This window comes from Streptomyces sp. ISL-10 (assembly GCF_018614575.1).
In the GTDB taxonomy this organism is placed as follows: Bacteria; Actinomycetota; Actinomycetes; order Streptomycetales; family Streptomycetaceae; genus Streptomyces.
Map to the genome: position 1 here is coordinate 274,539 of NZ_JAGGOJ010000011.1, position 22,572 is coordinate 297,110.

Below are 22,572 nucleotides of genomic sequence, written 5' to 3' on the forward strand. Positions count from 1 at the left end.
GCAGTCTGTGGTGACCGCCTCAGAGTTGCGCGGCCTGGATGTTGTCGGCCGCAGTCGTCCACTCGACGCCGCTCTCGGGCCGGATGTGCGCGACCCGGACAGTGCCGTGGTTGTGGAGCTCGTGGGTAACGGCGACGAGAACACCCTCCCCACGCGACGCGACGTCGCGGACGTTCATGTTCAGGAGCGGGTGCTGCTCGTAGCCGTCGCGGCCGACTGGGTTCACGTCTTCGTCTCCTGCCGGGTCTCGCTGCGGCACATGAACTTCTCCCAGCCGATGGCCGCCCGTTTCCCCAGAGCCCGGCTCGACGCACCCGGCTGGGGCTCCGGCGGCGTGTACGTACGGCCACTGGCGCCGGGGTTACTACGAGGTAGGTCGGAGGTAGTCACGCGGTCGCTCCTCTCGGACGGGGCAGCAAGGGGCCGCGGTTCGGACGGGACACGGTGCGGCCGCTGCCTCGGGGAGTCGCCCGGAGGGTCTTCGACCTCCGAGCGGCGTGTGACCAGTGAACGACGATCCGTTACCGTCTCCCAGAGCAGACCCCGCGCACTTCCCAGGCGTTTTCCGGGCATCGGGTGTTGCGAGCTGGGAAGGTGCTCTTCGTGAGGGGAGACCAATGGCATTAAGGCGTAGGCGTTTCGCCGACCGGCGGGCGTCGCAGGGTTACTCTCAGGAGGAGTTCGCCGAAGCGCTCGCGGTGGCCACGTCCACCGTGCTCCGTTGGGAGGGCGGCCGTGCTACACCACAGCCGCACCAACGGCCCAAGATCGCCAGCCTGTTAGGAGTCACCCTCTCCGAGCTGGAAGGGCTTCTCGTCGAAGAACAGCCGGCCGAAACGGCCATGCCTCCTGACACCCACCCCTCCTCCACGGTGATGATGACGATATGAAGCGCCGCGATGTCTTGGGACTGCTCGCCGTCACGGGCGCGCTGGTCACCCTGCCCGGTTCGGACGAGGCCCCCGGAGGACACACGGCAGCGGCGCTCCTGAAGACGGGGGAGGAGCTGCACCGCAGCCTGTGGCAGGTCTTCACCCTCTCGGACTCCAAGCAGACTGTCTTCCCGGCGGCCCGCAAGCAGCTGGGCGTCCTGACGAAGGGCCTGGCCGAGGCGCGTACCGAAGTGGACCGGGCCCGGCTGTGCACGATGACGGCCGACCTCTACCAGCTCGCCGGCGAACTCTTCTTCGACGCCAACCGATATACCGACGCCGCCCAGTGCTACACGCTGGCCGCCAACGCTGCCCATGCCGGTGGCGACTACGATCTCTGGGCCTGCGCCATGACGCGCCACGCCTATGTCGAGCTGTACGCCCGCCGCGCGCCCGCTGCCCAGCCGCTGCTGGCGGCGGCCTCCCAGATCGCCCGGCGGGGCGACAGCGCACTCTCCACCCGCCACTGGGTCGCCGCCGTACAGGCCGAGGCGTACGCGGCCATGGGCGACATCGACGCCTGCACCCGGGCCCTCGACGAAGCCGAGAAGGTGCGCTCTCTCGGCGGCTCCCACAGCGGCGGCTGGCTCCGCTTCGACGGCTCCCGCCTTCCCGAGGAACGAGGAGCCTGCTACCTCCAGCTCGGCCGTCCCGACCTCGCGGAAGACGCCCTCACCGCAGCCCTTGCGCGACCCCTGTCGCTGCGCCGCCGCGCCGCCGTACTGAGCGACCTTGCCGTCCTCGGGGTCCACCTGCGCGACGTCGACCAGGTCGTGCACTACGCGGAGACAGCGATCAACCTGGCCGACCAGTCGAACTCGGGATTCATCGGTAAGAAGCTGGACGGACTTCGAGGGCGTCTTGCCCCGCTCATGTTCGATGGCCGAGTCTCGGATCTGGATCACCGAATCGCGGCGCTTTCGCGCACCGCACGACGAGAGGGACACGTGCATGAGGGACGGTCGGATCTTCCGCGAGTCGTGGATCGCCGGTGTGACCAAGCACTACCCCGGTGAGCCGAAGCCCAGCTACGTCACGCCGTGGGACGAGACGCCCGAGTGGGAGCGCGAGGCTGCCGCGGCCGTGTACGGACAGGTGCGCGACTTCATCAAGATCAGCGACGGCCACGCTACGCGGCTCACCCGCGAGCAGAAGGGCCGTTTCGTCGCGATCTGCTGGACCGCCCAGATGTTCAAGCACTTCGAGGACCCGAAGCCCGGCTACGTCGCGGACTGGGCCGATCTGCCGGCCTGGCAGCAGGAGACGGACGCGGACATCTTCGAGCGCATCGAGCAGACCGTTTGAACTCCAGGCACGACGATGCGCCGGTCCGGACCGCTCCGGGGCGGGGGCGACTCGTTACGTAGCCGTCAAAGTAGCGCCCATTCCTCGTTGCGGGCGTGCACGTTGCCCAGGCCCGACTCGTCTGCCGCCACCTGCCGCTTTGTCATCTGAGGGCCTCTGACCTGCGTCGGAGGCCCTTTCCGGGCTTTCGGGGCTTGCCACGTCGGGCGGCAGCGAATCCCTCGGAAGTCCCTCGGACAGTGCTCGGAGTCCCTGAGAGGTCCCAGGAGCAAAAGGGCGGGCGATGCCTCCCCGTCCCGGCTGGAACGGGCCGTGCGAGAGCCTGCTGAGGCAACCGCCTGGACCGACGGCGAGGCGACCTGTCACGTGGACCTTCGCCCGTTCCTGCTGGGCGATCAGCGCCGGCGCGGCTCCCCGCTCGACCTCGGTGCGGTGCACCAGGACGGCGGTGACGGGACGACGCCGGCCCCCGTCCAGGCGAGCGTGATCCGGGCAGCGAGCCACCAGCGGCGGCCGGGAACTCTGCCGTGGACACAGGCGATCCCGCGCCGGACCGGCAATGACGGACTCCGGGACTTCGGCCCCCGCGAGGGGACTGTGGGCACGTAATCTGCCGCCATGCCTGATATGGATGCGGTCGTTGATGTGTCGAATGTCTGTTGGGCAAGTGATATTGAGCCGTGGTCGAGCTTGCCGCAGCTGGCGCGGCTGCGCAGCCTGACGGACGCGTGGCGGGGACTGTACGGCGCAAAAACGCGTATGGAATTGGTGGTGGACCAGTCGCTTCGGTACAAGATTCCGGCGGGGGACAGAGGCGAGTTCGACCGGATGTGCCGGACGGGGGAGCTGGTGAAGGTGCCGTATGCGGACCCTGTGGTGTTGTCCATGGCAGGCGAGAGGGGCCTGAAGGTCATCAGCCGGGACAAGTTCATCGACATGCGGCGGCGATACGCGTGGATCGAGGGCGCTGTGGAACGGTTCTACGACTGGCGGGGGAAAAGCGGGGGGCTGAGCTTCGTACCGAGCGGAATCGTGCCGGTTTCGGGTCAGGTCGTGTCGCGGGCGGAGGAGGACAAGGAGCTGACCCGGGACGGACTCAGGGACCGCAAGGATGTCCTGGGTTTCGCGTGGAAGTGCGTGTCGCGGTGTGCGGTGTCGCAACTGTGGCCGGACCGGATCCTGTTGTGGCCCGCGGTGGAGCGAGGGACGGGCACGCCGCTGTGCCCCGACCGTAATTGCCGCCGGCCGCTGGTGAAGGCGGGGCCGCGCAAGCCCTCGCGGCAGATCGTGATCGCACGGCGGGACGACGGGACGGAGATTCTGCGTTTCCCGCTGGAGGCGGGAGACTGCGCAGAGGTCGGCCGGGGAGCTCTGACGCACGGGATCAACTTGGACGGGCTCGGCGATCACCACCGCGAGGCTGTCGCGGCGGTCAGCCGCCATCATCTGCTACTGGCACTGGACGAGCGTTTGGCGCTCTCAGCGCGAGACGTCGGCTCGTCGCACGGCACCGAGCTACGGCGCTGGGGCGGGCAGGCGCTCGGGGAGCCCAGGCGATTGGCGGCAGGTGAGGAGGTGCGGCTGAACCGTCCGGACCAACTGGTACTGGCGGGAGCCGTGGTGGTGAGGATGTCGGGCCGGCGCTACAGCCCTGATGTCGTGTACCCGGACTGCGGCGACGGGGGCGGCGCGAGCACGGCGTTCGCGGAGCCCAATCGGTGACAAGGGATCCCAGAAGATGACGAAGCCCGTTGTGAGAGGAACATCACGAGGATAGGCTGCGGAGCGTGCTGGTGAGTCTGACACGGGTGGGGGCTGCGCGGCAGGCGCTTGCCAAGGGACTGGTTGTGCAAGGTGCTGACCCGGCTGCCGTGGTGGCGGCCGTGGCACGGAGTGGACTTCCCTCCCTCGGAGGCGAGCCCATCCGGTTGGAACAGCATCCCCGGCGCCAGGAACTGCTGCGGCTCACCACGCCGATGACGTGGCTGGGTACGAGGGGCGCGCGCCGGGAGGGATTCGACGCGCTGGGACGTGCGGTCGACATGGTGGCGTCGGCGGCGAGAGGGGCGGGAGGCCTGTTGACGGCGCCGGGCCTGTCGCTGGATGGTTCCGCTGTACCCCTGGATGGTGACACGCACTGGCTGGAGGCTGCCGATCCGGTCGAGCAGGAGGTGTTGTGCAACCTCTTACGGCGGCACAGCCCACTGCTGATCGCGATAGCCGGCCGGGGATCCTTCGTCCCGGGTGGGCGCAGGGACCGCGTCGGCTCGCGTTGGCTTGCCGACTCCCATGAGCACCTTGCCGCCCGCTTCTTGGCCTCGGTGACGGAGCGCCACTTGTATCGGGTCCAAGCCGAGTTACGCCGCCGCGACGGCATCAGCCATCTCGACCGGATGGATATCGCTCCGGTGATCGGCAACGGTGCGGTACTCGTCCGCTGCCTGGACGCGCAAACGTCGCTCGCCGAAGCACGGGCCCACGTACTGCTGTTGAGCGCTTTGGCCCTGCGGGCACGATCCATGGTGAAGGAAGGCCGTCGCGAAGGCCATGTTTCGCAGCGGCTGTTGGAGGAGAATCGCGCCCGCGTGATCTCCGACGGGCTGCGCGCAGGACTGGCGGAGGACAAGCGTCCCCGCGAACGGGAACGTGATCGCGACCGAGGGCGGCGCGACCACCAGGCGCGAGAAGCGACCCCGTACGAACGCAGGATTCCCGCCCGCCAGGCGGTTCGGGCGCTGCTGGATGACCTCATGCCGGAGTTCAGCCGACTGGACGCCACTCCGGAGGAGATTCTTCCCCTGCTGTCTCTGGTCGAGTTGCCGAGCGGGCAGCCGCTGCGGGCTCAGGACTTGCTGGCCCCAAGTGCCGGAAGCGGTCAAGCGCTGGCGGAAGTCGTGCGGGCGGCACTGACCGACTCCCGGCCGGGCGGTCCGCTGCTCGATGCAGTGCTGGCCGAGTACCCGGGCAGCGGTCAGCTGATGCTGAACGTGTGGCGTGAGGCGCTGGAGAGCGGGCTGTCGCTGCGGGCCCGCCGTGATCACGATCGCCCGTCGGCCCGCTCCGGCAGTCGGCCGGACCAGCGGCGCAAGGGCAGGGCTGGTGACCGGCGCGGCCGTCCGGCAGGCCCGGCGAGGGGAGGGAACCAGCAGTGACCGCTGTGCACTCCGAGCACTCCGTGGTGCCGGCTGGTGAGGTGGAGGTCGTGCTCGATCTGCGCGCGTCGACGCTGTCCCTCGCCGGTGCCGCACAGTACGCCGAGTTGTGGGATCAGCTGGAGCCCGCCCTGCTGGGGGAGCCGTTACGGACGGGGACTCCGTACCTGTGGAGTTCGCACGTCGGCGACATCGCGGTGGAGATCGTGCGGCTGGCGCCCGGAGTGACGGTGGCCAACAAGGACACCCGCTTCGACGTCGTGGCCGTCAGGGAGCGGGCGAAACTCTCCTACCGCTGCGCCACCTGCGCCGATTCCGGTAGGGAAGCGTACGGCCCGTTCCTGTGCCGCGACTGTGCGGGAACCGGACGCGGGGACCGGGTCTGCGACGAGCACGTCGTCATCCTGGACGGGGCGCTCACCACCAACTGCCCGTTGCATCACCCCGGGTGCCGGCAGTGCGGACAGCCCGCGTCCTTCCGGTGCGCCGGCGACCGCTGCCGCACCAAGATGGCCTGGTGCGACGCCCACCGCGTTTCCCATCCCGAGGACCCGGACACCGATTACTGCCCGTCCTGTTACCGACTGCTCTTTCCGGTCTGCGAACACAGTGGTTGCGACGGAGTCGGCACCATGGGCTGCGACATCGTGGATGCCTCCGGCCGCCCCTGCGGACGGCAGGCCTGTACCCGCCACGCCCTGCGCTGGCAGGTCTTCGGTCACGAGAAGACCGGCTTGGGGCTGTGTACACAGCACCACGCGACGCTGCGCAGCACCGCGCCGGTGGAGCTGATGCGGCAGATCGTGTCCACTGCCGCCCGGCGCTCCGACGACTTCAGGACACCCCGACTGGTGTCGTTCGGCCACAACCTGCGCAACACCGGGCACCGGCAGCTCGCCGTCGACTACCGCTCCATCTACGAACAGTTGCGCCGGCTCCGCGAGGACTGCGAGCGAAGTGGGGACCGGCGCGTCGCGGGTGCCCTACGCCGTGCGGACGCGGGATGGCAGCGCGAAATGGCTGCCCTGGTGGGAACGGCGGAGGAGGGCGAACGGCTACTGGCCCGGCTGCGGCTGCTGGTCGAGCAGCAGGACTGGCGCCGGGGCCCGGAGGTCGCGGCAGCGCTGCGACTGGTGGAGTTCAAGGCTCCGCGAGTACGCAACGGGGTCACGGAACGACGGGGCATCCTCTTCGTCGACCTCCCGGCAGAGCTTCGCGGTCTCTTCATCGGCGCCAAGGGCGTGAACGTGGCGAAGTACCGGACAGAGCTGGGTGTGGACGTGAAGTTCGAGGGCGATCGGAGCCGACGATGACAGGACGTCCGGTGGATCCGGCCGACACCAAGGCGGTGGTCGTGCCGGCCGGAGGCGTCCTGGCCGGGGCACGCGTCGGCGTGTCCGCCGCCGACTGGCGGCCCGCCGGCATGTCCCAGGACGACCGTTTCCGGGTGCTGACCGTCGACACGGGGTACGACAGCACCGCCGTCGCTGTCGAAGTGGTGCCCTTGGACGACGTGCCGTCCGGTGTACTGGCCATCCCTGACGACCTCGCCCAGACGACGGATTTCGCCGGGGCCGAGGAGACCGCCACGTGGCGGCTCGACGCGGCGCCCGTGGTGGAGGCCCGTTTTGTCCGGCTGGAGTCGTCCACCGAGCGTTCTCTCGACGACACCGCCCGCGATCTGGGCGAGGCGGGCCTGGTCGGGAGGGTCCTGTGGATCCCTCGGGACCCACAGGAGTTGTGGCTGGATGTCGACTCCGTTCCCTTCCGGGTTCAGCAGTACGACGCGGAGGGCCGTGACGCCGTCATCCTCAGGATCGGCGCGCGTACCGCCGTGGATCTCTTCGTGCCGGGGGCCCGGAGCGGTGTCGACATCGTCATCCTGGCCGACTGCAGCGGTTCGATGGGGTGCGATGACATCGCCGCGGTGGGGGAATACGCCGCCGCCCGCATGCCCGCCGTCCGCGACTGGCGCAGCTTCGTAGGATCTCGGAGCCGCACAGCCCAGGCGGGCGTGAGCCGGATGCGTACGCTCCAGGACGCGCTGCAGCACCTCCTCGACGTACGGCTCCAGGTGAGCGGCCGGGTCTCGCGCATCGCGCTGGTGGAATTCACTCACGGCACCCGGCAGGTCTTCCCCCGCCAGGGCGGTATGTCCGAGGTCGACGCAGGCACGCCGGAGGAGGCGGAGGCGTTTCGGCACGCCATCGCGCTCCTGCAGGCCCAGAACGCCGGCACCGACATCGGCAATGCCCTGCACGAGGCGGCCAACCTCCTCTACCGGCACCACAAGCCCGGCAACGACAAGCTCATCGTGCTCGTGAGCGACGGCGCCCACTGGGCGCCAAAGGGTGAGCAGGGATCCGGTGAAGTGGTGTACGCGCACCAGGAGCCGGTCAGTCTCATGGAGCACCTGCACGCCGCCACAGGCATCCGGGTGCACGCCATCGGCATCAGCACCCCCGACATGTACGAGCGGTGGATGGCGCGGACCGGACGGCAGGACCATGAATCGCTGCGGCCGGACCACGCGCTGCTGGCCGAACTGGTCCGGGTCGGCGGCGGCGACCCGGCCGCCATCGGCGGCTACGAGGTGCTGGACGAGTACTTCTCCGGGCTGGGAGCGGGCATGTCGCGCCGCGTCCGGGTGACCCGCGCCGAGTCCGTGGCTTCGGGCCTGCCCAACGCGACGACGCAGGTGCTGCGGGACTGGGCGGCACGGCTCGCGGCCGGACGTACGGTGGCGGAGTCGCGGGACCTGGCCCGGCGCCGGGAGAACGTCCGCGAACGGCTGTCAGCCGCCGTTGGCCGGTGCGCCGAGGCCGCTCAGGCTGCGCTGCGTACGCCGTTGCTGGATCAGCGACAGTTCCTGGACGCTGTGACCCGCGGCATTGAGGGTAGACGCGGGTTGTCCGACTCCAAGGCGTTCGTCAGGATGGTCGGGCGGGCACTCCTGCCCCGGTCCGGCAAGGCGCCCCTGCCGGAGCGGGTCGCAGCGGGGCACCAGCAGGTCAGGGACTTCCTGTCCGGGCTCGGGCAGGAGCACAACCAGCTCATGGCCGCAGGCACCGGCGTCGATGACGGCGGGTGGATCGTGGAGCGCTGCGACCGGCTGGCCGAGCTTCTGGAAGCCTTGGCCGTACAGCTTGAGGGCCTGCCACCTGCCGTCGCCCAGCCCGCCGAGCCGCCCGAGGAAGCCCATCCCCCGGTTGATCAGTCGGCCGCCCATGAGGTTCCGTACAGGGTTGAGTCCGCGGTCGGCACGGCGGGCGTGGCCCCCGCCGGCTCCCAGTCCACCCTCCAGCTCGGGCTCAAGCGCTTCAGGTGACGGTGTCTGTGTACTCCTCCTCATGGAAGTCCGGCATGTGCCTCGGCAGCCGGGAGAACCCCGACCAGTACATCCTGGACGAGTACATCGCCCGTGGAGGGGAGGGCGAATCCTGGCGGGCCCGGCGCATCGATCGGTCCGGCGACGCGTCCTACTGGATGGTCAAGATCCTCAAACAGCAGAGCGACCCGGCCGAGCTGCGGAAGTGGCAGACGCGCTGGGACGACTGCGCAGCCACGGCCAACAGCCTGGCGATCGAGGGTCTCGTCGCGCCGATCGCCATCGTCGGCCCGTCGCCCCATTGGCCCGGTACCGAATCCGGCACGCTCTCCTCGTACCTGGTGACGCGCTGGTGTGATGGCTGGAACCTGCGGCAGTGGGCCAGAAGCAATCCCGATCCCCTGGAAACAGCCGACGTCCTGGTACGCCTGTGCGCACTGGCGGACCGCCTGCACGACCGTGGCTGGATCCACGGAGACATCTCATCAGGCAACGTCATGATCACCCGTGACCACCGGGTTCAACTCATCGACCTCACCTTTCTGCATCGCGCGGGGGTACCGCGCACCGCACCTGTCCACACCGACGGCTACGTGGCTTTGGAGAAGGTGCCGAACCTGCACCTGACCACGATCGAAGCCGAGCGCTACGCGGTAGGGGTTCTGGTCAGGGAAGCGCTGCTCGGCGTGCAGCCCGAGGTGGTGCCGGGCGGGGGTCGCAGCCGGTTCGAGGACGAGTTGGAGCACGCCGGATACTCGGCGGAAGCTGCCGCGCACGCCGCCCAACCGCTCGCAGACGATCCGGCGCAGCGTCCCCGGAAACTGCTGCCGTGGGCCGAGCGGCTGCGCGCCTTACTGCAGGATGGCGGACGCCCGGCCCGGCACCGGTGCGTGGACGTCCTGATCGGCGGCGCGCATGGACTCGTGGTCGCTGCGGGCGGCACGGGCGGCGTGGAGTTCCTCCGGGTTCCGGGCCCCGCTCCCGTCGCCGACACGCTTCCCCCGGACGAGGGCGCACCGCGTGGAGTGCACGAGGTAGCGATCCAGTACACCGGCACCGGACGCCCGGTGGTCTTTGCTCTCGACCTTTCCGGCGATCTCCACGTCGGTGACGCCTCCGGCTGGCGCACTGGGCTTGTGGGGGCTTGCGGGCTTGCCGTCTGCCGCACTGTGGAAGGGGACCTCATCGGCTGGACCGCGCACGACGGTGCCCTGTACGCGGTGCGGTGCCCGGCGGACGGTGGCGAGCCCGTGCGGCGACGGATCGAGCAGACGGTGGCCGGACGCGTCCTGGCGGCGGCCCGGGGCACGAATGGCAACACCGCCGTACTCGTCGACGACGGGAGCACCTTGTCATGCCTGTGGTTCGGGCAGGGCCCGCTCTCTCCACCGCGCGATCGAGAGGTCGTGCTTGGCCGCCGGCCCGATCAGGCGGCCCTCGCGGTGAACCGCTGGGGCAATCTCGAGGCCGTGCTGAACTTCTCCTCCGGCCCTGCGGAATTCGTGGAGCACGACGGCATGGGCTGGGACACTCCGGTCCCTCTGACCACCACACAGCCGGTGTCCCACGTCGCGGCCGTCGGGCACCGAGGCGGCCCCACAGTGGCGCTGGCCGGACCGGAGGGCGTGCTGGTCATGACGGGGGACACCGAGGACAGCACATGGAGCCCCATCAAGGAGTCCTCTGGCGCAACCCGGGTCACTGTCGCTGAGGGGGCTGGATGGAGGCTGTGTCTGGCGGCTGTCGTCGAGGGCACCGCGCGCCTGTGGTTCGAGAAGGTGACGGGCAACGGCTGGGACGACCGCGTCGTTCTGATCTGAGGCCTCGCGCGTGCGGGGTGTCTCAGGAGGTTCCGTCCGATTCCACTGGTCCTGGGGGTTCTGAAGTTGCCGGAGAGTTTGGTCGGGATCGCTGCTTCGGGAGCAACAGCGGTGGTGACGGCGGTGGGAACCGATGCCTGGGTCGGAACCAGGACGAGAGCAGCCCGGCTCCTGGGACGAGGCGGTCAACGGGAAGAGGCGGTACTGCGGCGCCTCGACCAGACTGCCGCTGAGCTCGAACACGCATCTGCAGAAGACGCGCGGACCGGGCTGGAACAGGTGCGCGGGACACAGACCCAGTCCTGGCAGACGCGTTTCACGGATCTGCTCCAGGACCTGCCGGAACCGGAAAGGGCCGAGGTCATCGCGGAGCTGCGGTCTCTGGTCGAGCATGCCCAGCGATGCAGCCCTGGCTCCGGTGCCTTGGCCGCCACAGACGGATCGATGGCCGCCGGTGTCGTTGCACGGACGTATGCACATGAGCCCTTCGCCGCTGGGGGCGGCGTCCCAGAACTGACCGCCCCCGACTCGTCGAAGGCCGAAGTCGACATGCTCCGCAAAGAGATCGCGGGGCGGCTGCGGGCAGGGGACACCGATCAGGTACTCAAAGGATGCGAACAGCTCGCAGCGTTGGGCCCGTCGTACCGCGAAGAAGCCGCGTCGACAGCGGAAAGGGCCTTTGGCAATCGCTACGCGACAGGAAGCCAGCACTTCCTCGCAGCCGAGTTACTGGAAAGCCTCGGCAGCCGATTCCATGATGCGGCAGCGCAGCATCTCTGGGAGATCATCGAAAGTGCAGGCGCGGAGCATGGCGAGCGCGAACGTGCAGCCAAGTCCTTGCTGGTCATTGGCCGTCGCTACTACGCAGAGGCCGAACGCAGGGCACCCGGACTCACGGCCGGGCGCGACAACGAAAAGTGTTACGGCGAACTGCTCGCGGCCCTCCGGGAGCGCAGGGAACCACAAGCGCCGCTCTGGAACTACGGCGATGTCGTGAATGACGTCCTGGAAGGCATAAGAAATTGCCGCCGGCTCGACGACTGTCCGGAAGAGGCTACGGGCTTCTTCAACAAGGAAGCACGTGAGCGACGTAAACAAGCACAAACTCTTCAAGCCCATCTCAGCGGCGCATGGCGGTACGGGGTCCCCTTCGGTTCCGTCATCGCCCTCGCTGTGTTGGGACCCCAATACCGAAAGATGGCCGAGACCCGCCTCACATCGCGGCTCACCGATGCATGGGCGGACGACGCTGATGGTGACCGCTGCGCAGGGGTAGGGATCGCGTTCAGCGCACTTGGACCGCAGTACAGCAAGAAGGCTGTCCAAGCCCTGCTCGCAGCTCTCGTCGATGCCAGAACGAAACCACAGCTCTGTCGCCTGGCTGCACACGTACTGGTTGAACATGGGGCGGAATACCGTGAAGAAGCCGTATTGGCTGTGCGAAGGCTTCTCGCCGACCCAACCGTGGAAGTAGAAGATCGCATCAAGGCTTCGGTCTCCCTTGCTGGTCTGGAAGCGGAACGCACGGAGGAAGCGGCGATGGCGCTGCGTGCCATCGCCGCAACAAAGGACGTCTGGATCGAGGAACGGGTGGAGGCCGCCCGAGTCCTGGAAGGGTTCGGCGGACGGTATCGCGAGGAAGCGGGCAGAGCACTGCAGGCAATGATCAGCGACGACAAGGACCTGCGGCTGGCCGAACGTGCTGAGACCGTGGAAGCCCTGGTCCAGCTGGGATTTGCGGGACAGGCTCCTGACCGCGGTTGAGATCCCGCAGGAGACGTGCGGTGGGCCAGTGGGTACCTGCCGCTGCTCCATCGGCACGTGGCCCACGGAACCTTCGTAAGCCCGCACGCCGATCGGCGCAGCGTCGTTACGCTGCGATGACCGTGCAGGCGCTGGGGATTCGGAGGGGCGATGCAGGCCGGAGACGTCAAGTTGGGGAAGGTTTTCGCGAACGACCACCAGAGTGTGATCCCGATCTTCCAGAGACCCTATGTCTGGGACCGGGAGGACAACTGGGAACCCCTGTGGAAGGACGTCCGGACGGCCGCGGAGGAAGTGGAGGCCGAGGCAGAGACGCGGAGTGGCGCCGGGCAGTCAAAGCCGCGCACGTATTTCCTGGGCGCCGTAGTCGTACAAGAGCGGTATCGGCCGCCCCGGCGCCTTGGTTCGTCCCACATCATCGACGGTCAGCAGCGCATGACCACACTGCAGGTTCTCTTCGCCGCGGCTCGGGCTGTCGCCCACGACCTTGCTGCCGACAGCGTGGTCGGGCGTTTCACCAGTTTGCTGGAGAATCGGGCGGAGACGGTGCATGAGGCCTTCCCCGACGACCGCTACAAGGTCTGGCCACTCCCTCAGGACCGCGCGGCATTCCTCTGGGCTGTGCGCCGGAGCGACGACGGACGCACGGCGCCCCAGCCAGGTCACCGCCTGGTACGTGCCCGTACGTGGTTCGAGCAGGAGATCAGTGACTGGGCCAAGGCCGCGTCCAACCCCACCTAGCGCCTCGACGACCTGTACTACACGCTTCAGGAGCGCATGCAGCTCGTCGAGATCGTCCTGGACACCGGCGACGACCCACAGGTGATCTTCGAGGCGCTGAACCACCGCGGCGTACGCCTTGACGCCGCCGACCTTGTGAAGAACCTCCTTTTCCAGACAGTGGAATCACAGGGGCAGCACCAACACTCCGAAGAGCTGTTGATGAACGCCTGGCTGCCGCTGGACGCCGAGCCCTGGCGCGGTCAGGTCACCACTGGGCGCATCAGACGTGCCCTGATCGACCTGCTCCTGGCTTATTGGCTGACCATTCAAAAGCGTCAAGACGTCCTGGTGGAGCATCTCTTCGCCGACTTCAAGAAGTGGCTTCCGGAAAGCGGCCGGCACGCTTCGGACGTGATCCGGAACATCAGGCACTACGCCGACACATACCAGCGGCTTCGGGAACTGCCGCTGACCGATCCCACCGGCCGATTGCTCGATCGCATGCAGACCATGACCACGACGCCGTGGCCGGTTCTGCTCTACCTGCACGCGACGGAGGAGGTACCGAGCGACCAACGAGCGATCGCGGCCCGCGCCATCGACTCTTTCCTCATGCGGCGAGCCGTGTGCCTGATGACGACGAAGGACTACAACCGACTCTTCGTCCAGGTACTGGCCGACGCTCAGGAGAGCGATCCCGCCCGGGCCGGTTTCGCCGTCGCACGGAGCCTTGGGAACCAAACGGCAGAGGCCCGGCTGTGGCCTGACGACCAAACGTTCCTTGATGCTCTGATCATGCCTGATCTTTACCGTCGGTCCTACCGGGCGCGGTTGAAGGCGTTGTTGGTCGGGCTTGAGAACCACCTGCGGACGCCGAAGACCGAGCTTGCGCCGGTACTTTCCAGCTCGGATTCCCGGCTGAACATCGAGCATGTCCTGCCGCAGAAGTGGGATACCCACTGGCCACTGACGGACGGTGACAGCGAGAAGGCCCTGGAGAAACGGCACGAGGTGGTTCATCAGCTCGGCAATCTCACCCTCACCACCACAAAGCTCAACCCGTCGTTGAGCAACCGGGAATGGCTCCGCAAGAAGGACGATCTGCGCGCTCACAGTCTTCTGCGGCTGACGACCTCCTCGATCCTCTCCGTGCCGGAGGGGCTCGGCGAGAAGTGGAGCACTGATCGTTGGGCCGCTCGCTGGGACGAGGACCGGATTCAGCTGCGTACCCTGTGGCTTGCCCGTATCGCCCTACAGGCGTGGCCGAAGCCCAAGGCCGACACCGGCTGACTCGTCCAGAGGGGCGTGCGGGGGTGCAGGGTCCCACCGGCCAGGGCCTGCTCGCCGCGTGGTCACCTTCCCCTCGAGCGGCCAGGGTCCCTGCCTGAGCCGCCTCCAGCGGCATGGAGGCTCCACCCAGGCAGGCGTGTAGGTGCGGCACCGCGGCCGCGCCACAGGTACGGCCATCACCGGCGCGGACCGCGTCGCCGCCCCGAGTGGCCGATGCCGGAAGGTGACGCGCGGCGGGGCGGTGTACGGATGGAGCGACCCTCATCCCGAGCGGGAAGGACCGCCCCCCATGCCCATCGCAGTGAACAAGCTCACCGACCCCGCCGTACGCGCCTTCGTCGGTGCCCTCAACGCGCACGACCGCGAGAGCTTCCAGGCCGCCCTCGCGCCCGGTGCCACCATGTCCGACGACGGCAGCGAGCGGGACATCGGCGACTGGACCGAGCGCGAGATCTTCTCGTCGAACGGTCACATGGACGTCGAGAGGCAGACGGCCGACGGGCTCGGCCTCGTCGCCCGCTACCGCAACGACTCCTGGGGCGAGATGCGCACCGCGTGGCGGTTCACCGTGCAGGACGGCAAGATCGAGCGGTTCGAGACCGGCCAGGCCTGATCCGGTGCCGGGCGGCGGGCCCGGCCACCGGCCAGGTGTGAGCCCGCACCGGGCGGCCGGCCCGGCTCAGCCGCGCCCGATGAACGGCATGTTCGTCGCCAGCACCGTCGCGAACTGGACGTTCGCCTCCAGCGGCAGTTCCGCCATGTGCCGTACGGTCCGTGCCACATCGGCCGCGTCCATCACCGGCTCGGCCGCCAGCTCGCCGTTCGCCTGGAGCACGCCCGACTGCATGGCCTGCGTCATCTCCGTCGCCGCGTTGCCGATGTCGATCTGGCCGCAGGCGATCGAGTACGGCCGCCCGTCCAGTGAGATCGACTTCGTCAGCCCGGTCAGCGCATGCTTCGTCGCCGTGTACGGCGCCGAGTGCGGGCGCGGCACATGCGCCGAGATCGAGCCGTTGTTGATGATGCGGCCGCCCTGCGGAGTCTGCTCCTTCATCTGATGGAACGCCGCCTGCGCGCACAGGAACGCGCCCGTCAGATTGACGTCCACCACCTTGGTCCACGCGGAGTGGGGCAGGTCCTCGAAGGGGACGCCTCCGGGGCCGAAGGTGCCCGCGTTGTTGAACAACAGGTCCACCCGGCCGTAGTGCTCGCGGACCGTTGTGAACAGCGCGGCCACGGCGTCCGGGTCGGTCACGTCCGTCGGCACGCGCACCACGTCCGCGTCCGGTGCGGCAAGGGCCGCCGTCTCCTCCAGCGCCTCCGCGCGACGGCCGGCCAGCGCTACCGTCCATCCGGCGGCCGCCAACTCCAGTGCCACGCTGCGACCGATGCCCGAGCCCGCGCCCGTCACCACCGCGATCCTCCGTACAGCGTTCATGGGGCGCAGCGTACGCGCATGTCCCGTACACGGAACTCATCCGACCGCCACGCGGATGTTGTGTTCCCCGACAACGCTGATTCGTCACGGGCCACTCCAATGCGACTGACAACAGCCGCAAGGGGAAGGCCACATGAATCGCGGGTCGCATCCTGACCACGCGCCGGGCTCAGAGCGGCGGCCGCACCGCCCCACCTGGGCCGCCGCACCTTCCTCACCGTCACTTCCGCGGCAGCCGCACTGGCTTTCAGCGTCGGCCTGCCCGGCACCGCGCACACCGCCGAGGGCGACGCCCGGAAGATCATCGTCGGACCCGTTCACCCTCGGCGTCGCCTCCGGTGACCCGAGCCCTCCTCCGTCGTGCTGTGGACGCGGCTCGCGCCCAGCCCGCACGAGCCCGGCAGCGGTCAGCCGCAGGCAGCGGCCCGCGCCGACTTCCGCTCGATGGACCGCGTCACCGTGCCCGGCGGCGCGATCACCACGTTCGGGTCGATCGTGACCGAGCCGGCAACCCCGGCCTCCGACAGGCCTGACGCTCATTCACCGGGGCCGCCGGGACAGTGGATGCCGATGCGGTTTCGTACCGCGTCGAGCGTTCGTATTACGGCGAGCCTGCCGTCCAGCGGCACCAGCGGCGATTCCCCCTCGCTCGCCCGCAGCGTCCGCATCACCTCCGCGGCTCGTGCTGCACCGCGTCACGGACCCCGTCCACGTCCGGGTCGGCAGCGAGCGAGGCGCGCTCGCCCTACGCCCGGGGGATCGCGAACCGGTCGGCGAACGCCGTCGCGGCGATCCCACCGGCCGCCGGCACACCCCACCGGACGGTCCCGCTCACGGCAAGCCGGCCCTGTGTCATGACGCACATTCCGCAGCACCGGCAGCGTCCCAGTGACGAAGTCCACGGTCCGTGGTCTCGCTCGAACGGACGGGCTGAGAGCATGGTCCGTTGAATCCAGGAACGGAGTGGTGATGTCGGAGAGCGGTCAGAGCGAACAAGGACCCGTCCCTCGAACCGATCCGGCACCGTCTTCCCCAGCCACGCGGCCCCGTGCCGCCGCCGTCCCGGCCCGCCGGGCCGGACTCCTGATCACCCTCGTGCTCGGCGGGCTCACCGCACTGCCGCCGCTGTCCATGGACATGTACCTCCCGGCGCTGCCCGAGGTCACCGACTCCCTGCACGCACCCGCGGCGACCGTGCAGCTCACCCTGACCGCGTGCCTCGCCGGCATGGCGATGGGGCAGCTCGTCGTCGGCCCGATGAGCGACAAATGGGGACGCCGGCGTCCGCTGCTGATCGGCATGGTCGTGTACGTCGTCGCCACCGCGATCTGCGCACTCGCCCCCACCACCGAACTCCTCATCGGCTTCCGGCTGCTGCAGGGTCTCGCCGGCGCCGCCGGCATCGTCATCGCCCGCGCCGTGGTCCGCGACCTCTACGACGGCATCGAGATGGCCCGGTTCTTCTCCACACTGATGCTGATCTCGGGGGCGGCGCCGATCATCGCACCGCTGATCGGCGGGCAGGTGCTGCGGCTGACCGACTGGCGCGGCATCTTCGTCGTGCTCGCCGCCGTCGGTCTGGTGCTCACCCTCGTCGCGATGAAGTGGCTGGGCGAGACGCTGCCCGTCGAACGGCGCCACGAGGGAGGGGTCGGCGAGGCGCTGCGCACCATGCGCGGACTGCTCGCCGACCGGGTCTTCACCGGCTACATGCTGACGGGCGGGCTCGCGTTCGCCGCTCTGTTCGCGTACATCTCGGCGTCCCCGTTTGTGATGCAGGAGATCTACGGGGCGTCGCCGCAGATGTTCAGCCTGCTGTTCGGCGTCAACGCGGTCGGCCTGATCGTGGCCGGTCAGATCAACGGCAAGGTGCTGGTCGGCCGGGTCCGTCTGGACAGGGTCGTCGCGGCGGCCCTCACGGTGATGACACTCGCGGCGACGGCGCTGCTGCTGATGACGGCGGGCGTTCTCGGCGAGACGGGGCTGGTCCCGGTCGCGACGGGCCTGTTCGTCCTCTCGGCGGCGATGGGTTTCGCGTCGCCGAACACCAACGCGCTGGCCCTGATGCGCACCCCGCACGCGGCGGGCTCCGCCTCCGCCCTCATCGGCACGGCGTCGTTCCTCGTCGGCGCGGTGGCGTCCCCCCTGGTCGGCATCGCGGGCGAGGCGACGGCGGTCCCGATGGCCGTGGTCCAGCTGTGCTGCGGCCTGGCGGCGATGGCCTGCTTCGTGGGTCTGTGCCGCCCGTGGCAGCGGGAGACGTCCGAGTCGTCCGGCGTGTGAGCCCCGCGGGCACGACGTACGCGCCGGGACGGCCTGCGAGCCCCGCGGACACAACCTGTGCCCCGCCCGGGATAGGTGTGCGGTGGTGAGCCGGCCCTACCTCCCGCCGGAATCCGGCCGCCGGGGGCTGCCCATCAGATGGCGCCGGTCCTGCGGGTCCGTCCAGGTGAACAGGCCCACGTCCGCGACCTCTGCCTCCGGCACGCGCACATGCGCGGGCAGTGGCTCCGGTTCGGCGGCGGCCAGGTCGAGCGTCAGCGGTGTGCCGGTGCCGGCGAGCGCGCCGGTCGTCCCGTAGGCGACGCCCGCGTCCGTCACCGCCGTCAGCGTCAGCGACGTCGTGCCGTCCTCCCGCTCGTGGCAGCGGCCCCTGCCGAGCGTCAGGTCGAACGCCAGGTTTCCCGCGACGAGATGCCCGCCCGCGGACGAGCGCACCGCCTGTGGATACGTGCCCGGTTCGATCTCCGGCTTGTGGCAGCGCACGGAGACCAGGGCCCTGCCGGTCCTCGACTCGTGCACCGACCAGATGTCGTGCGTGGTCGAACCCTTGCCGCCCTTCGCGACCCGCCAGCGGGCCAGCACATAGCCGTCGACGACCGAGGTCGGGACGCCGGAGTCGCGGTCGGCGCCGGCCGGGGCCACCTTCCTGCTCGCCCAGCCACCCCGCACCCAGAAGCCCGTACTGCCGCTGACCAGCAGACCCTTGCCGGTCACCCCGCGCACCTCGGTCAGCCGCCGGCAGCCCGCGCAGTCCTTGGGGGGACGCAGGTCGTTCCCCTTGACGGTGGAGACCGCGCCCGTGACCGGGTCGACGACGGCGTTCGCGGTGCCACCGTCGGTGATCAGGACACCGGGACCGGTGCCCGAGACGGACGGCGCGGCGGGCCACGGCACCTCGGCCCGGCGGCGCGAGCCGTCGGTCGCCGCGTACATGTCGAGCACGACGGCCGTGTCCACCGCCTCGGGGCCGGGGGTTCCCGTGCCGGCGCCCTGGTGCGTGTCCGTCGTCCCCTTTCCGAACGTCCAGACGACGAAGTGGTCCAGGCCGTCCTTGGTGACGGTCAGCAGGTGCGGCGGGCTGTCGGCGGAGCCCCGCGGGCTCCACGCCGGACCGGCCCAGCCCCGTTCGCCGGTCGTCGCGTCCAGCGTCCGCAGCCGGTACCGTCCCTCGCCGAGCGCCTCCAGATAGGCGACCAGGCCCAGGTCGCGGGCGACCGCGTAGCCGGCCGAGACGCCGGAGACCTCCCAGCCGCGGTCGGTGTCGTACGCCGCCGGCACGGCCGGACGGCCCGGCGACCCGGTGTCCCGGCGGGCCGAGGCGGACGGCTTCGTGCCACCGGATTCCTCGGCCTTGCCGCCGCCGTCACCGGTGTCCGCGCCGCCGTCGCACATGGACACAAGGAGCAGCAGGGCGAGCACGGTCACACCGGCCACCAGGGCCAGGCGCACCACGCGCTGTCTCATGCTTCCCCCCGGCGTGAGCCGTGCGGCACCACGGTGCGTGTGCGGCATGGGGCGTCAGCGTAGCAACAGGCCCCGTGGGTCGGGCAGTTGGTCGTACCGTCCGCACGACTTGCCGCCGGGGCCGCTTGCGCGCCCCGCTGCCACCGGGCCGGACGTGCCTAGAATCTCTTGGTGAACGCCTCCGCCCCCACCGCCGAGACCCTGCGCGGCGCCCTCGCCGGGCTGCTGGACGGACTGCCGCCCAGCCAGGCCGCACAGGCCGTCGAGCGGCTGATCGCCAAGTACCGGGGCACCACCCCGACCGATGCCCCCGTGCTCCGCGACCGCTCCGACGTCGCCGCCTACGCCGCGTACCGGATGCCCGCGACCTTCGAGGCCGTACGGTCCGCGCTCGCGGCGCTGCGCGAGGCGGCGCCCTCGTGGACCCCGGCCACGCACACCGACATCGGCGGCGGCACGGGAGCGGCGAGCTGGGCGGTGGCCGACGCCTGGGAGGAGTCCGCGCCCAGGACGACGGTCCTCGACTGGGCCGGGCCCGCGCTGGATCTGGGCCGCGACCTGGCGCTCGCGTCATCGATGCCGTCGCTGCGGGCCGCGCGCTGGGAGCGGGCGCGTATCAGCTCGGCGCTCCGGATCGGGAGCCCAGATCTCGTGACGGTGTCGTACGTGCTCAAGGAGCTCTCCGAGGCCGATCGCGCCGCCGTCGTCGCCGAGGCGGCCCGCGCCGCGCAGGCCGTCGTGATCGTCGAGCCCGGCACCCCCGACGGATACGAGCGGATCATCGCGGCCCGCGACGCGCTCATCGCCGCCGGCCTGACGGTCGCAGCGCCCTGCCCCCACAGCGCCGCCTGCCCCATCGAGCCCGGCTCCGACTGGTGCCACTTCTCGGCCCGCGTCTCCCGGTCGTCCCTGCACCGGCAGGTCAAGGGCGGCTCGCTGGCGTACGAGGACGAGAAGTTCAGCTACGTCGCGGGCGTACGCTTCCCCGCCGAGCCGGCGGACGCCCGGGTGACGCGCAAGCCGCAGATCCGCAAGGGCCTGGTCCTGCTCGACCTGTGCACGGCGGCGGACGGGCTGTCCCGCGAGACCGTGACCAAGCGGCACGGCGACCGGTACCGCGCGGCCCGGGACGCGACGTGGGGCGACGACTGGCCGCGCCCCTGAGCCGTCCGCCTCCTCGTCGGCGGGTGCCGCCGCCCGTCGGGTACGGGCAGCCGAGACGTCTCGTCTCCCCGGTTGGTAACTTGGGCGCATGACGAAGGCCAAGGCACCCGACTCCTCCCGCCGCAGCGAGCGGTCCCGCCGCGCGATCTACGAGGCCGCACTCGCCCTCGTCGGCGAGGTGGGATACGGCAGGACCACCATCGAGGGCATCGCCGCCCGCGCGGGCGTCGGCAAGCAGACCATCTACCGCTGGTGGCCCTCCAAGGCCGCCGTCCTGCTGGAGGCCTTCCTCGACCTGGCCGAGCAGGCCGCCGAGGAAGCGGGCACGGGGGAGTACGAGATCCCCGACACCGGCGACCTCCAGGCCGACCTGCGGATGGTGCTGCGCGCCACCGTGGACGAGATGAACAGCCCCGCCTACGACGCCCCCGCTCGCGCCCTCGCCGCCGAAGGCTTGGTGAACGCCGAGGTCGGCGCCCAGTTCGTGGAGAAGCTGCTCGAACCGCAGCTCCAGCTCTACGTCACCCGGCTGCGCTCCGCCCAGGATGCGGGTCAGGTGCGCGCGGGCATCGACCTGCGGATCGCGCTGGAGCTGTTCACCGGCCCCCTCGCGCACCGCTGGCTGCTCCGCACCCTGCCGCTCACCCACGACTACGCGGACGCCGTCGTCGACTACGCCGTCAACGGCCTCGCGCCCCGCCCCTGAGCCGGCCGCGCCGCCCGTCCGGCCTTCTCCGGCCGCGCCGCCCGTCAGTCCGGGGACCCCTGGGCGGCCGCGCCTGCCGGCCCCTGAGCCGCCGTGCGCCGGGCCTGCCGCGGCGCGCCCCGCGCGCGCCGGGAACACATGAGCCGGTACCCCGGTTGGGAACTGTGGCCACCGGCAGCGCAGGATGGTGGGACCATGGCAGTGTCCGCATGGGGCGAGCGCAGGTGTGAGGGGATAGATGGGCGACGGTATCGGCCGCTTCCGCGGCACGGAGGGCAGGACGTCCGGGGAGAGCAGGCTGGCCCAGTGGCTGCGCCGCCGCACCGGGAACACCGAGGCGGAGGACTCGCAGCGCGAGGCCCTGCTCCTGGCCACCGCTGCTGCCGGACTGCCGCTCGCGCCCGCCGCGTATCCCGTCGGCCCCAGCTGTTCCTGCGAGCGCATCGGCTGTCCCATCCCGGCCACCCACCCCGTCTCGTTCGCCTGGCAGACGCAGTCCACGACGGACAGGGCACAGATCGAACGCTGGGCCCGCAACCAGCCCGAGGCCAACTTCATCACCGCGACCGGCATGGTCAACGACGTCCTGGACGTTCCGTTGGATGCCGGTCGCAGTGCTCTGGAGCGACTGCTGGCACAGGGCATCGACGTCGGTCCCGTGGCCGAGGCCGGCGGCGTCGGCGACCGGGGGCGGATGCTGTTCTTCACGGCGACCCGCGGCACGCCCGAGGACGAGGACGAGTGGTGGCCCTGCGAGCTGGACTGCCACCCCGAGACGATGGACGAGCACCCGGGTCTGCGCTGGCACTGCCGGGGCAGCTATGTGCTGGTGCCGCCGGCCCGGCTGCCGGGCGAGGCCGAAGTGGTCTGGGTGCGTGGTGTGGAGCATCCGCTGCCGGACCCGCTGACCCTGCTGGAGACGCTGACGGACGCGTGCGCGCGCTATGCGGCGGGCGAGGCCGAGTACGCCGGCCACCACGAGGCGGCCTGGCCGCTCGGCCGCCGCTGACCGCGCGGGGACACCAAGGCCTCGGCGCGGGGTGCTTGGAGCCTGTAGGCCCGTACCTCCACTGGGCGTTGGCGCGGTAACTGGTGCGAGCCGCGGCTGACTGCCGTGCCGCCCGTGGGTGGTTGGCGGGTACCGCCGCGAGCCGCGGTTGACTGCCGTAGCGCCACTGGGCTTTGGCACCGGTGCTGCTGCGA

Annotated in this window: 20 protein-coding genes and 1 pseudogene; 18 read left to right on the forward strand and 3 right to left on the reverse strand. The window is 70.1% G+C overall.

Features of this window, described 5'->3' with window-relative positions; all coding sequences use genetic code 11:
* Positions 1-19: 19 nt before the first annotated feature.
* Positions 20-226, reverse strand: a complete 207-nt coding sequence (locus J7E88_RS13915; RefSeq protein WP_215180669.1) for a hypothetical protein — start codon at positions 224-226, stop codon at positions 20-22.
* 391 nt (positions 227-617) lie between these two features.
* Here J7E88_RS13915 and J7E88_RS35855 point away from each other — a divergent pair, with 391 nt between their 5' ends.
* The 13 genes from J7E88_RS35855 (at position 618) to J7E88_RS13975 (ending at position 14,927) form a co-directional block, all read left to right on the forward strand.
* Entirely contained in the window at positions 618-890 is a 273-nt protein-coding gene (locus J7E88_RS35855; RefSeq protein ID WP_251022564.1) for a helix-turn-helix transcriptional regulator, read from the forward strand.
* Entirely contained in the window at positions 887-1,948 is a 1,062-nt protein-coding gene (locus J7E88_RS13920; protein WP_251022565.1) for a hypothetical protein, read from the forward strand. Before J7E88_RS35855 ends, J7E88_RS13920 begins: the two co-directional genes overlap by 4 nt.
* On the forward strand, positions 1,884-2,237 hold the full coding sequence (locus J7E88_RS13925; protein WP_215180671.1) for a hypothetical protein: 354 nt from the start codon (positions 1,884-1,886) through the stop codon (positions 2,235-2,237). The genes J7E88_RS13920 and J7E88_RS13925 overlap by 65 nt, the downstream gene beginning before the upstream one ends.
* 312 nt (positions 2,238-2,549) lie before the next feature.
* Positions 2,550-2,846, forward strand: coding sequence for a hypothetical protein (locus tag J7E88_RS13930; protein ID WP_215180673.1), 297 nt, complete (start codon positions 2,550-2,552; stop codon positions 2,844-2,846).
* A 9-nt stretch (positions 2,847-2,855) separates the two neighbouring features.
* Positions 2,856-3,959, forward strand: a complete 1,104-nt coding sequence (locus tag J7E88_RS13935) for an FHA domain-containing protein (protein WP_215180675.1) — start codon at positions 2,856-2,858, stop codon at positions 3,957-3,959.
* Positions 3,960-4,024: 65 nt separating this feature from the next.
* On the forward strand, positions 4,025-5,389 hold the full coding sequence (locus tag J7E88_RS13940) for a hypothetical protein (protein ID WP_215180677.1): 1,365 nt from the start codon (positions 4,025-4,027) through the stop codon (positions 5,387-5,389).
* Complete coding sequence (locus tag J7E88_RS13945; protein WP_215180679.1) at positions 5,386-6,702, forward strand: KH domain-containing protein; 1,317 nt, start codon at positions 5,386-5,388, stop codon at positions 6,700-6,702. The genes J7E88_RS13940 and J7E88_RS13945 overlap by 4 nt, the downstream gene beginning before the upstream one ends.
* Positions 6,699-8,717: a vWA domain-containing protein gene (locus J7E88_RS13950; RefSeq protein WP_215180681.1), complete on the forward strand. Its 2,019-nt coding sequence runs from the start codon at positions 6,699-6,701 to the stop codon at positions 8,715-8,717. Before J7E88_RS13945 ends, J7E88_RS13950 begins: the two co-directional genes overlap by 4 nt.
* The gene (locus J7E88_RS13955) at positions 8,714-10,537 is read left to right on the forward strand and encodes a protein kinase (protein ID WP_215180683.1); all 1,824 of its coding nucleotides are present in this window, start codon (positions 8,714-8,716) and stop codon (positions 10,535-10,537) included. Before J7E88_RS13950 ends, J7E88_RS13955 begins: the two co-directional genes overlap by 4 nt.
* Before the next feature lie 111 nt (positions 10,538-10,648).
* Positions 10,649-12,301: a hypothetical protein gene (locus J7E88_RS13960; protein ID WP_215180685.1), complete on the forward strand. Its 1,653-nt coding sequence runs from the start codon at positions 10,649-10,651 to the stop codon at positions 12,299-12,301.
* Positions 12,302-12,451: 150 nt separating this feature from the next.
* Complete coding sequence (locus tag J7E88_RS13965) at positions 12,452-13,042, forward strand: DUF262 domain-containing protein (RefSeq protein ID WP_215180687.1); 591 nt, start codon at positions 12,452-12,454, stop codon at positions 13,040-13,042.
* A 36-nt stretch (positions 13,043-13,078) separates the two neighbouring features.
* Positions 13,079-14,314 (forward strand): HNH endonuclease family protein, encoded by a 1,236-nt coding sequence (locus J7E88_RS13970; RefSeq protein ID WP_215180689.1) that lies wholly within the window; start codon positions 13,079-13,081, stop codon positions 14,312-14,314.
* 289 nt (positions 14,315-14,603) lie between these two features.
* The gene (locus tag J7E88_RS13975; protein WP_215180691.1) at positions 14,604-14,927 is read left to right on the forward strand and encodes a nuclear transport factor 2 family protein; all 324 of its coding nucleotides are present in this window, start codon (positions 14,604-14,606) and stop codon (positions 14,925-14,927) included.
* 66 nt (positions 14,928-14,993) lie between these two features.
* Here the strand turns inward: J7E88_RS13975 and J7E88_RS13980 are convergent, their stop codons facing one another.
* Positions 14,994-15,752, reverse strand: a complete 759-nt coding sequence (locus J7E88_RS13980) for an SDR family oxidoreductase (RefSeq protein WP_215180693.1) — start codon at positions 15,750-15,752, stop codon at positions 14,994-14,996.
* A 195-nt stretch (positions 15,753-15,947) separates the two neighbouring features.
* On the opposite strand from J7E88_RS13980, the pseudogene J7E88_RS35860 reads away from it, so the two are divergent.
* Positions 15,948-16,172, forward strand: a pseudogene (locus tag J7E88_RS35860) (PhoD-like phosphatase N-terminal domain-containing protein); the annotation flags it as partial.
* Between the two features lie 549 nt (positions 16,173-16,721).
* Positions 16,722-18,035 carry a multidrug effflux MFS transporter gene (locus J7E88_RS13985; RefSeq protein WP_215180695.1) on the forward strand — a complete coding sequence of 438 codons (1,314 nt, stop codon included), beginning with the start codon at positions 16,722-16,724 and terminating at the stop codon, positions 18,033-18,035.
* A 96-nt stretch (positions 18,036-18,131) separates the two neighbouring features.
* On the opposite strand, the gene J7E88_RS13990 is transcribed toward J7E88_RS13985, so the two are convergent.
* Complete coding sequence (locus J7E88_RS13990; protein WP_215180697.1) at positions 18,132-19,499, reverse strand: hypothetical protein; 1,368 nt, start codon at positions 19,497-19,499, stop codon at positions 18,132-18,134.
* Positions 19,500-19,670: 171 nt separating this feature from the next.
* Here J7E88_RS13990 and J7E88_RS13995 point away from each other — a divergent pair, with 171 nt between their 5' ends.
* The 3 genes from J7E88_RS13995 to J7E88_RS14005 all read left to right on the forward strand — a co-directional run bounded on the left by J7E88_RS13995 (position 19,671) and on the right by J7E88_RS14005 (position 22,378).
* Positions 19,671-20,663, forward strand: coding sequence for a small ribosomal subunit Rsm22 family protein (locus J7E88_RS13995; RefSeq protein ID WP_215180699.1), 993 nt, complete (start codon positions 19,671-19,673; stop codon positions 20,661-20,663).
* 88 nt (positions 20,664-20,751) lie between these two features.
* A complete protein-coding gene (locus J7E88_RS14000) occupies positions 20,752-21,369 on the forward strand; it encodes a TetR/AcrR family transcriptional regulator (RefSeq protein WP_215180701.1) in 618 nt (205 codons plus the stop codon).
* A 238-nt stretch (positions 21,370-21,607) separates the two neighbouring features.
* On the forward strand, positions 21,608-22,378 hold the full coding sequence (locus J7E88_RS14005) for a bifunctional DNA primase/polymerase (RefSeq protein ID WP_215180703.1): 771 nt from the start codon (positions 21,608-21,610) through the stop codon (positions 22,376-22,378).
* Positions 22,379-22,572: the final 194 nt, after the last annotated feature.

Excerpts from the sequence above, each read along its gene's own strand:
- J7E88_RS35855 (WP_251022564.1), top strand. The coding sequence starts at position 618 with ATGGCATTAAGGCGTAGGCGTTTCGCCGACCGGCGGGCGTCGCAGGGT.
- J7E88_RS13920 (WP_251022565.1), top strand. The coding sequence starts at position 887 with ATGAAGCGCCGCGATGTCTTGGGACTGCTCGCCGTCACGGGCGCGCTG.
- J7E88_RS13925 (WP_215180671.1), top strand. The coding sequence starts at position 1,884 with ATGAGGGACGGTCGGATCTTCCGCGAGTCGTGGATCGCCGGTGTGACC.
- J7E88_RS13935 (WP_215180675.1), top strand. The coding sequence starts at position 2,856 with ATGCCTGATATGGATGCGGTCGTTGATGTGTCGAATGTCTGTTGGGCA.
- J7E88_RS13950 (WP_215180681.1), top strand. The coding sequence starts at position 6,699 with ATGACAGGACGTCCGGTGGATCCGGCCGACACCAAGGCGGTGGTCGTG.
- J7E88_RS13965 (WP_215180687.1), top strand. The coding sequence starts at position 12,452 with ATGCAGGCCGGAGACGTCAAGTTGGGGAAGGTTTTCGCGAACGACCAC.
- J7E88_RS13970 (WP_215180689.1), top strand. The coding sequence starts at position 13,079 with ATGCAGCTCGTCGAGATCGTCCTGGACACCGGCGACGACCCACAGGTG.
- J7E88_RS13975 (WP_215180691.1), top strand. The coding sequence starts at position 14,604 with ATGCCCATCGCAGTGAACAAGCTCACCGACCCCGCCGTACGCGCCTTC.
- J7E88_RS13980 (WP_215180693.1), bottom strand. The coding sequence starts at position 15,752 with ATGAACGCTGTACGGAGGATCGCGGTGGTGACGGGCGCGGGCTCGGGC.
- J7E88_RS13985 (WP_215180695.1), top strand. The coding sequence starts at position 16,722 with ATGTCGGAGAGCGGTCAGAGCGAACAAGGACCCGTCCCTCGAACCGAT.
- J7E88_RS13990 (WP_215180697.1), bottom strand. The coding sequence starts at position 19,499 with ATGAGACAGCGCGTGGTGCGCCTGGCCCTGGTGGCCGGTGTGACCGTG.
- J7E88_RS14000 (WP_215180701.1), top strand. The coding sequence starts at position 20,752 with ATGACGAAGGCCAAGGCACCCGACTCCTCCCGCCGCAGCGAGCGGTCC.
- J7E88_RS14005 (WP_215180703.1), top strand. The coding sequence starts at position 21,608 with ATGGGCGACGGTATCGGCCGCTTCCGCGGCACGGAGGGCAGGACGTCC.